This window comes from Streptomyces sp. NPDC058964, from assembly GCF_042741275.1.
Lineage (GTDB): Bacteria > Actinomycetota > Actinomycetes > Streptomycetales > Streptomycetaceae > Streptomyces.
Window position 1 is genome coordinate 1 of the sequence record NZ_JBHYKH010000250.1, and the last position, 8440, is coordinate 8440.

The following is an 8440-nucleotide window of genomic DNA, read 5'->3' on the forward strand; positions in this document are numbered from 1 at the left end:
CCCCGCGCGACTCGGTGCTGACCGCGCGGCGGGGGTGGGGGCGGGCCCGGTCGGGCGCGCCCGGGGGCGGGGGCGGCGGCCGCGCGGGGGTGGTCGACCGCCAGCTGGGCCGCGACCAGCAGCCCGTCGCGGTCGTGCGGGGCGGCCGCGCGCCATGCCAGGAACCACTCGGCTCGCGAGCGGGCGAAGGCGGCCAGGCGCCGTGCGTACCGGTCGCGGTTCTCCCACTCGGCGGCCGCGCGGGTGGCGGCCAGCAGCTCGGCGGCGGCCCCGGACTCGCCGCGCCCGGCCGCGACGAGGGCGGGTCCGAGACGGTCGTCGGGGGCGTCGAGCAGTACCTCGTCATCGGCCGGCGGTCCGGCCGGGCGTGAGGTGATCCTTTTCATCCGGGTGGGGCGGATGAGAGCGGGGAGCAGAGCCATGGTGTCGACCATTGAAAGTCCGCAGGTCGGGGACGCGCCAGGGGGTGTGCCCAACCGGAGGAAAGTTGTACGCGCGGCGGTCAAGGCCGGGTAAAGGATGGCCATTGACCTGCTGTCGGGTACCTGCCAGGCGGCCGAATCCCGCCGGCCCCGCCCGGCCCCGCCCGGCCCCGCCGGCCTCAGAAGCCTTCTATCCGCGCCTCAGCAGCCGTGTCGCCCCCGCCGCCACCGTCGTCGCCAGGATCCAGCCCAGCAGGATCATCGCCGCGGACAGCCACTGCCAGCCGCCGCGCAGCTGCCACTGGCCCACCTGACCCAGGTCTATGACGGGCAGCAGCAGGTCGAGGGTGAACAGCGCCGGGTTCCAGACCGGGTGCCCGCCCGGATTCATCGGCGGATGGCCGGCGTGCACGAAGGCGAGCGTGCCCGCCGCCCACAGCACCGCCATCCACACCGCGGCCCGGCCCGGCCGGTACCCGTAGGCCACCGTCCAGTCCTGCGCGTACCCCCACAGCTTGGCGGCCAGCGGCAGGGTCTCGCGGCGCCTGCGCTGCTTGGCGAGCAGCACCTCCCGGGCGTCCTCGTCCTCCCCGGCCCCCCGCAGCACGGCGGCCAGCCGCTCGTACGGCTCCGGGTTGTACTCGGCGGTCGCCGCCGCCACCCACTCCAGCCGCCGGTTCAGCGGGAACGGGCCCTGCGGCACCAGGCTCTCGTACACGAAGCCGCCCATGTGCAGGTTGCCCGGCTCCGGCCAGCTGCCCGCCCGGTCCACGAGGTTGACGGTCCGCGCACCCGACAGCACCACCTTCCCGCGCGGCGGCCGGTCCCCGAGGAAGCGCAGCTCCGGCGTCTGCGCCCGGCGCAGTGACAGTTCCTGGTCGTCGGTGAAGGCGAACCGCGCCCGCTCCATGTCGACCGCGTCGCCGAACCGCCCGTCGTCCAGCCGCACCCCGCCCTGGCACTCGAAGCGCTGGATCCGCGTCCCGCGCGCGGGGGTCGTGCCGCTCAGCAGCGCGCTGCCCACACCGGCCGGGGTGAGGTACAGCGTGCGCCCGACGGTCAGCTGGGGCGCGTTCAGGGCGAGCCGCGCGTACGGGTTGAGCAGCCGGGCCCCGCGCAGGCTCAGTGAGACGCCGACCTTGGCGCCCCGCAGGCTCAGCTCGCCGTGCGACTCCAGGAGCTCCGCCTGTAAGTCCTGCCCGACCGTCATGCCGTCCCCGGCGATCGAACGGCCGCTGCGGTCCCGGTGCACGACCGCCTGGTTGAGCAGCAGATCCGTGCCGATGTGCGCGTCGGTCAGCCGGACGCCGCCGCGGAAACGGCAGCGCGGCAGGTGGAGGTCACCCTCGGTGTGCACCCGGGCGGCCTCCAGACGGGGCACCGAGCAGTTCACGAACCGGGCGGTGGTGAAGCGGGCCTCCGGCAGCAGGACCTCGCGGTCGAAGCGGCAGTCCCGCAGCTCCAGGTACGGCGTGACCGTGCCACCCGCCAGATCCAGGGTGCCGGTGATCCGCACACCGGCCAGCTTCAGGGAGGAGACCCGGCCCGCGAGCGCGGGCGGCCCGTCGAGCAGCAGCCAGGCCACTGTGCGCGCCCGGACCGTCCGCTCGGGCCCCCAGGGGTGCCCGCCGTGCGGATCGTCCACGACGGCGTCCCCGCTGCTCAGGTCGTACACACTGCCGTTGCGGAAGGCCTGCCACATGCCGGCCTCGGCCGCGGTCAGGTCGTCCGGCAGGTCCCCGGCGCGCAGGCCGGCACCCTCGGTCACGCCTTTTCCTTCTTCCTCAACTACTCGCGAGTCGCATTCGTACGACCGTTCATGCCCGCTGAGTGACGCCCGGAACACTAGACGTGAAGGCGATCTTCCGGGTTCCGGCCACGTTCTGTATCAGCCATTGATACGCGCGGACGCCGTCCGACCCCGGTCTGAGAGAATTGAGCCTGTGATCTCCCGAATCGATCTGCGCGGCGACGCCCTTCCCGAGGGCCCCGCCCTGCGCGACCTGCTGCCCCGAGCCGACTTCGACGTTCAGGCCGCCCTGGAGAAGGTGCGTCCGATCTGCGAAGCCGTGCATCATCGGGGCGACGCGGCGCTGATCGACTTCGCGGAGAGGTTCGACGGCGTACGGCTCGAATCCGTACGGGTCCCCACGCAGGCGCTCGCCGACGCGCTGGAGTCCCTCGACCCGGCCGTGCGGGCGGCCCTGGAGGAGTCCATCCGCCGGGCCCGGCTCGTGCACCGCGCCCAGCGCCGTACGACGCACACGACCCAGGTCGTGCCCGGCGGCTCGGTGACCGAGAAGTGGGTGCCGGTGGAGCGCGTCGGTCTGTACGCGCCCGGCGGCCGTTCCGTCTACCCCTCCTCCGTGATCATGAACGTGGTGCCGGCGCAGGAGGCGGGCGTCGGGTCCGTGGCGCTGGCCTCACCGGCCCAGGCGGAGTTCGGCGGCCTGCCGCACCCGACGATCCTCGCGGCGTGCGCGCTGCTCGGCGTCGACGAGGTGTACGCGGCGGGCGGCGCCACCGCCGTGGCGATGTTCGCCTACGGCACCGAGTCCTGCGCCCCGGCCAACATGGTCACCGGCCCCGGCAACATCTGGGTCGCCGCCGCCAAACGCTTCTTCACCGGCAGGATCGGCATCGACGCGGAGGCCGGTCCGACCGAGATCGCCGTGCTCGCGGACGACACCGCCGACCCGGTGCACATCGCCGCCGACCTGATCAGCCAGGCCGAGCACGACCCGCTCGCCGCCGCGGTCCTGGTCACCGACTCGGTCGCGCTGGCCGACGCGGTGGAGAAGGAGCTGGAGCCGCAGGTCGCGGCCACCAAGCACATCGACGACCGGATCGTCCCGGCACTGCGCGGCAGGCAGTCCGCCATCGTGCTGGTCGACGGCGTCGACGAGGGCCTCAGGGTGGTCGACGCGTACGGCGCCGAGCACCTGGAGATCCAGACGACGGACGCGGCGGCCGTCGCCGACCGGGTCAGGAACGCGGGCGCGATCTTCATCGGCCCCTGGGCCCCGGTCTCGCTGGGCGACTACGCGGCCGGCTCCAACCACGTCCTGCCCACCGGCGGCTGCGCCTGCCACTCGTCCGGACTGTCCGTCCAGTCCTTCCTGCGCGGCATCCACATCGTCGACTACACGAAGGACGCGCTGGCCGAGGTCGCGCACCACGTGGTGACGCTGGCGGAGGCGGAGGACCTGCCCGCGCACGGCGCGGCGATCAAGGCAAGGTTCGGGTGGAAGGTGCCTGAGAGCAAGTGAGCTTCGGAATCGACGATCTTCCCGTACGGGACGAGCTGCGGGGCAAGTCCCCCTATGGCGCGCCCCAGTTGGACGTCCCCGTACGGCTGAACACGAACGAGAACCCGTACCCCCTGCCCGAGCCGCTGGTCGAGCGGATCGCGGAGCGGGTGCGCGAGGCCGCCCGGGATCTGAACCGCTACCCCGACCGGGACGCGGTCCAGCTGCGCACCGAGCTGGCCAAGTACCTGACGAAGACCGGCAAGTACCACCTCGGCATGGCGAACGTCTGGGCCGCCAACGGCTCCAACGAGGTCATCCAGCAACTGCTCCAGACCTTCGGCGGGCCGGGCCGCACCGCGATCGGCTTCGAGCCGTCGTACTCGATGCACTCGCTCATCGCGCGCGGCACGGGGACCGGCTGGATCTCCGGGCCCCGCAACGAGGACTTCACCATCGACCTGGCGGCCGCCGAGCGGGCCGTCGCCGAGCACCGGCCGGACGTCGTCTTCATCACCACCCCCAACAACCCCACGGGCAACGCGGTCCCGCCCGCTACGGTGCTCGCCCTGTACGAGGCGGCGCAGGCGGCCAAGCCGTCGATGGTGATCGTGGACGAGGCCTACATCGAGTTCAGCCACGGCGACTCGCTGCTGCCGCTGCTCGAAGGTCGGCCGAATCTCGTCGTCTCGCGGACCATGTCCAAGGCGTTCGGGGCGGCGGGCCTGCGGCTCGGGTACCTCGCCGCGCACCCGGCGGTCGTGGACGCCGTACAGCTCGTACGGCTGCCGTACCACCTGTCCGCCGTCACCCAGGCGACCGCGCTGGCCGCCCTGGAACACACCGGCACGCTGCTGAAGTACGTCGAGCAGCTGAAGGCGGAGCGGGACCGGCTGGTGGGCGAGCTGAGGGCGATCGGTTACGACGTCGTCGAGTCCGACGCGAACTTCGTGCAGTTCGGGCGCTTCGCCGATGCCCACGAGGCCTGGCGGAAGATCCTCGACCGGGGTGTCCTGGTCCGGGACAACGGCGTACCGGGCTGGCTGCGGGTGTCCGCCGGAACCCCACAGGAGAACGACGCGTTCCTCGACGCGGTACGTGAACTGAAGAAGGAGCAGAACGCATGACCCGCGTCGGACGCGTGGAGCGCACCACCAAGGAGACGTCCGTCCTGGTCGAGATCGACCTCGACGGCAGCGGGAAGACCGACATCGCGACCGGCGTCGGCTTCTACGACCACATGCTCGACCAGCTCGGCCGGCACGGTCTGTTCGACCTGACCGTGAAGACCGACGGCGACCTGCACATCGACTCCCACCACACCATCGAGGACACCGCCCTCGCGCTGGGCGCCGCCTTCAAGCAGGCCCTCGGCGACAAGGTGGGCATCTACCGCTTCGGCAACTGCACGGTCCCGCTGGACGAGTCCCTCGCCCAGGTGACCGTCGACCTGTCGGGCCGCCCGTACCTGGTGCACACCGAGCCCGAGAACATGGCGCCGATGATCGGCGAGTACGACACCACGATGACCCGGCACATCCTGGAGTCCTTCGTGGCCCAGGCGCAGATAGCGCTGCACGTGCACGTGCCCTACGGGCGCAACGCGCACCACATCGTGGAGTGCCAGTTCAAGGCCCTGGCGCGGGCGCTGCGCTACGCCAGCGAGCGCGACCCGCGCGCGGCCGGCATCCTCCCCTCCACGAAGGGTGCGCTGTAAGCCATGAACGGTCTGTCCACCGTCCTGATCGTCGTCGGCCTCTTCCTCGTCGGCGGCATCATCTCCTTCGTCAAGCAGAAGATGCCCACGAGCCTGATCGTGCTGCTCTCGATCGGCGCGGCCATGTGTCTGGTGGCGGGTGTCCTGAGGCTGGAGGTGTGGAATTGAGCGCTTCCCCCAAGAGCCCGAAGAAGGTCGTCGTCTTCGACTACGGCTTCGGGAACGTGCGTTCCGCCGAGCGCGCCCTCGCGCGCACGGGCGCCGACGTCGAGATCACCCGTGACTTCGACAAGGCCATGAACGCGGACGGGCTGCTGGTCCCCGGCGTCGGCGCCTTCGCCGCCTGCATGCGGGGCCTGCGCGAGGCGCGCGGGGACTGGATCATCGACCGCCGGCTGGCCGGCGGGCGGCCGGTGATGGGGATCTGTGTCGGCATGCAGATCCTGTTCGCCCGTGGCATCGAGCACGGCGTCGAGACCGAGGGCCTCGACGAGTGGCCCGGCTCGGTCGAGCCGCTCCAGGCCGACGTCGTGCCGCACATGGGCTGGAACACCGTGGAGGTGCCGGCCGGCTCGGAGCTGTTCGCCGGCCTGGACACGGACGCGCGCTTCTACTTCGTGCACTCCTACGCCGTCCACGACTGGACCCTGGAGACGCACAACCCGGCCCTGCACGCCCCCAGGGTGACCTGGGCGACCCACGGCAAGCCCTTCGTCGCGGCCGTGGAGAACGGCGCCCTGTGGGCCACGCAGTTCCACCCCGAGAAGTCCGGCGACGCCGGAGCCCAGCTCCTCACCAACTGGATCGGAACACTGTGAGCAAGCTCGAACTCCTCCCCGCCGTCGACGTCCGCGACGGCCAGGCCGTCCGCCTCGTGCACGGCGAGTCCGGAACCGAGACCTCCTACGGCTCCCCCCTGGAGGCCGCCCTCGCCTGGCAGCGTTCCGGCGCCGAGTGGCTGCACCTCGTCGACCTGGACGCCGCGTTCGGCACCGGTGACAACCGCGCGCTGATCGCCGAGGTCACGAGGGCGATGGACATCAAGGTCGAGCTGTCCGGCGGCATCCGCGACGACGACACCCTCGCCGCCGCGCTCGCCACCGGCTGCACCCGGGTGAACCTGGGCACCGCCGCCCTGGAGACCCCGGAGTGGGTCGCCAAGGTCATCGCCGAGCACGGTGACAAGATCGCCGTCGGCCTCGACGTCCGCGGCACGACCCTGCGTGGCCGCGGCTGGACCCGCGACGGCGGCGACCTCTACGAGACGCTGGAGCGCCTCAACAAGGAGGGCTGCGCGCGGTACGTCGTCACCGACATCGCCAAGGACGGCACCCTGCAGGGTCCGAACCTGGAGCTGCTGAGGAACGTCTGCGCGGCGACGGACCGTCCGGTGGTGGCCTCCGGCGGCGTGTCGTCGCTGGACGACCTCCGTGCCATCGCCGAGCTGGTACCCCTCGGTGTCGAGGGCTCCATCGTCGGGAAGGCCCTGTACGCGAAGGCGTTCACCCTGGAAGAGGCCTTGGAGGCTACGTCTTGAAATCGGACACAGTGTCATGAGCGATGCCGTACGGCGCGTGCAGAGCGAAAGTCCCTGGGAAGAGAGTTTCGGGTTCGCACGCGCCGTGGCGGCGGGTGACCGGGTGCTGGTGGCGGGCACGACGGCCTTCAAGGGCCGGGTGCTGTACGGGGAGGGCGACCCGTACGAACAGGCCAAGGCCGCGTTCACGAGCGCGGTCGAGGCGATCGGTGAGTTCGGGCTCGGCGTCGAGTCCGTCATCCGGACGCGGATGTACCTGACCCACGCGCGCGACATGGACGCCGTGGGCCGGGCGCACAAGGAACTCTTCGACGCGGTGCGCCCCGCCTCGACCCTGCTGGTCGTGGAGGGCTTCGTCGACCCGCGCATCCTGGTCGAAGTCGAACTGGAGGCCTTCCGGGGCCAGAGCTGAATCAGAGGAGCCGTGGAGTCATGACCCTGGCGGTCCGAGTCATCCCCTGCCTGGACGTGGACAACGGCCGGGTCGTCAAGGGCGTCAACTTCCAGAATTTGCGCGACGCGGGCGACCCCGTCGAGATGGCCAAGGTGTACGACGCCGAAGGCGCCGACGAGCTGACGTTCCTGGACATCACCGCGTCCTCGGGCAACCGTGAGACGACCTACGACGTGGTGCGCCGCACCGCCGAGCAGGTGTTCATCCCGCTGACCGTCGGCGGCGGGGTCCGTACGGCCGAGGACGTGGACAAGCTGCTGCGGGCGGGCGCGGACAAGGTGGGCGTGAACACGGCCGCCATCGCCCGACCCGACCTCATCCGCGAGATCGCCGAGCGGTTCGGCCGGCAGGTGCTGGTGCTGTCGGTGGACGCCCGCCGGAGCGGGTCCGGCTTCTTCGAGGTGACGACGCACGGCGGCCGCAAGGGCACCGGCATCGACGCCGTCGAATGGGCGCACCGGGCCGCGGAGCTGGGCGCGGGAGCTGCCGGCGGACGACAGGGTGGCGGCGCCCGGCCCCTGCGGGACCTCGGGGCCGGACTCACCTGCATCCGCGGCCACCGACCGGCGCGGCCGGGGCGCCTTTGGATTGGGGGGGGTGCTCGCCGGGTTCGGCCTCGGCGCCGGGGCCGTCTCCCCGCTGCTGACCGTCCGGGGGCGTCTCCCGCGCGCGGGACCGGTCGCCGGCGTGGCGATCCTCGCGGGCTCGGTCCCGATCGGCGCCCTCGCCTTCGCACCGAGCCTCGTGGCCGCCGGCGGGGCGGCCCCGCTCGTCGGGCTGTGCGCGTCTCTTGTCGGGCTGTGCGCGGGTCTCAGCGGAGCCATGTGCGCAGCCCTGCTCCGGACCCAGGCGGACGCGGCGTACCCGGGCCGGGTGACCGCCGTCCCCGGTCTGGTCGGCCTCGGTCTGGCTCCGCTGGGCATGCCGTACACGGCGGCGGCGATCGGGACGTGGGGCCCGGGGCCGTCGTGAGCGCGGCCGTCTGCGGCCGCGGCGGGGCCGTGGGCCCCGGGGGTCAGCGCCCCCCCCCCCCCCCCGAGAGCCCCCGCCGTGACAGACACA

Annotated in this window: 9 protein-coding genes and 2 pseudogenes; 9 read left to right on the forward strand and 2 right to left on the reverse strand. The window is 72.3% G+C overall.

What is annotated here, in order from left to right:
- Positions 1–434 (reverse strand): annotated as a pseudogene (locus tag ACFW2E_RS27020) (hypothetical protein); the annotation flags it as partial.
- Between the two features lie 178 nt (positions 435–612).
- Positions 613–2190, reverse strand: a complete 1578-nt coding sequence (locus tag ACFW2E_RS27025) for an oxidoreductase (RefSeq protein WP_384469667.1) — start codon at positions 2188–2190, stop codon at positions 613–615.
- A 175-nt stretch (positions 2191–2365) separates the two neighbouring features.
- On the opposite strand from ACFW2E_RS27025, the gene hisD reads away from it, so the two are divergent.
- The 9 genes and pseudogenes from hisD to ACFW2E_RS27070 all read left to right on the forward strand — a co-directional run bounded on the left by hisD (position 2366) and on the right by ACFW2E_RS27070 (position 8350).
- Positions 2366–3691 carry a histidinol dehydrogenase gene (hisD, locus tag ACFW2E_RS27030; protein ID WP_384469668.1) on the forward strand — a complete coding sequence of 442 codons (1326 nt, stop codon included), beginning with the start codon at positions 2366–2368 and terminating at the stop codon, positions 3689–3691.
- Complete coding sequence (locus tag ACFW2E_RS27035; protein ID WP_384469669.1) at positions 3688–4797, forward strand: histidinol-phosphate transaminase; 1110 nt, start codon at positions 3688–3690, stop codon at positions 4795–4797. The genes hisD and ACFW2E_RS27035 overlap by 4 nt, the downstream gene beginning before the upstream one ends.
- Positions 4794–5387 (forward strand): imidazoleglycerol-phosphate dehydratase HisB, encoded by a 594-nt coding sequence (hisB, locus tag ACFW2E_RS27040; RefSeq protein WP_384469670.1) that lies wholly within the window; start codon positions 4794–4796, stop codon positions 5385–5387. The genes ACFW2E_RS27035 and hisB overlap by 4 nt, the downstream gene beginning before the upstream one ends.
- Positions 5388–5390: 3 nt before the next feature.
- Positions 5391–5555 (forward strand): hypothetical protein, encoded by a 165-nt coding sequence (locus ACFW2E_RS27045; RefSeq protein ID WP_316753704.1) that lies wholly within the window; start codon positions 5391–5393, stop codon positions 5553–5555.
- Positions 5552–6205: an imidazole glycerol phosphate synthase subunit HisH gene (hisH, locus tag ACFW2E_RS27050; RefSeq protein ID WP_384469671.1), complete on the forward strand. Its 654-nt coding sequence runs from the start codon at positions 5552–5554 to the stop codon at positions 6203–6205. Before ACFW2E_RS27045 ends, hisH begins: the two co-directional genes overlap by 4 nt.
- Complete coding sequence (priA, locus tag ACFW2E_RS27055) at positions 6202–6924, forward strand: bifunctional 1-(5-phosphoribosyl)-5-((5-phosphoribosylamino)methylideneamino)imidazole-4-carboxamide isomerase/phosphoribosylanthranilate isomerase PriA (RefSeq protein WP_384469672.1); 723 nt, start codon at positions 6202–6204, stop codon at positions 6922–6924. The genes hisH and priA overlap by 4 nt, the downstream gene beginning before the upstream one ends.
- Positions 6925–6940: 16 nt before the next feature.
- Positions 6941–7336, forward strand: a complete 396-nt coding sequence (locus ACFW2E_RS27060) for a RidA family protein (RefSeq protein ID WP_384469673.1) — start codon at positions 6941–6943, stop codon at positions 7334–7336.
- Positions 7337–7356: 20 nt separating this feature from the next.
- Positions 7357–7860: pseudogene (gene hisF / locus ACFW2E_RS27065) on the forward strand (imidazole glycerol phosphate synthase subunit HisF); the annotation flags it as partial.
- Between the two features lie 115 nt (positions 7861–7975).
- Entirely contained in the window at positions 7976–8350 is a 375-nt protein-coding gene (locus ACFW2E_RS27070; protein WP_384469674.1) for a hypothetical protein, read from the forward strand.
- Positions 8351–8440 lie beyond the last annotated feature (90 nt).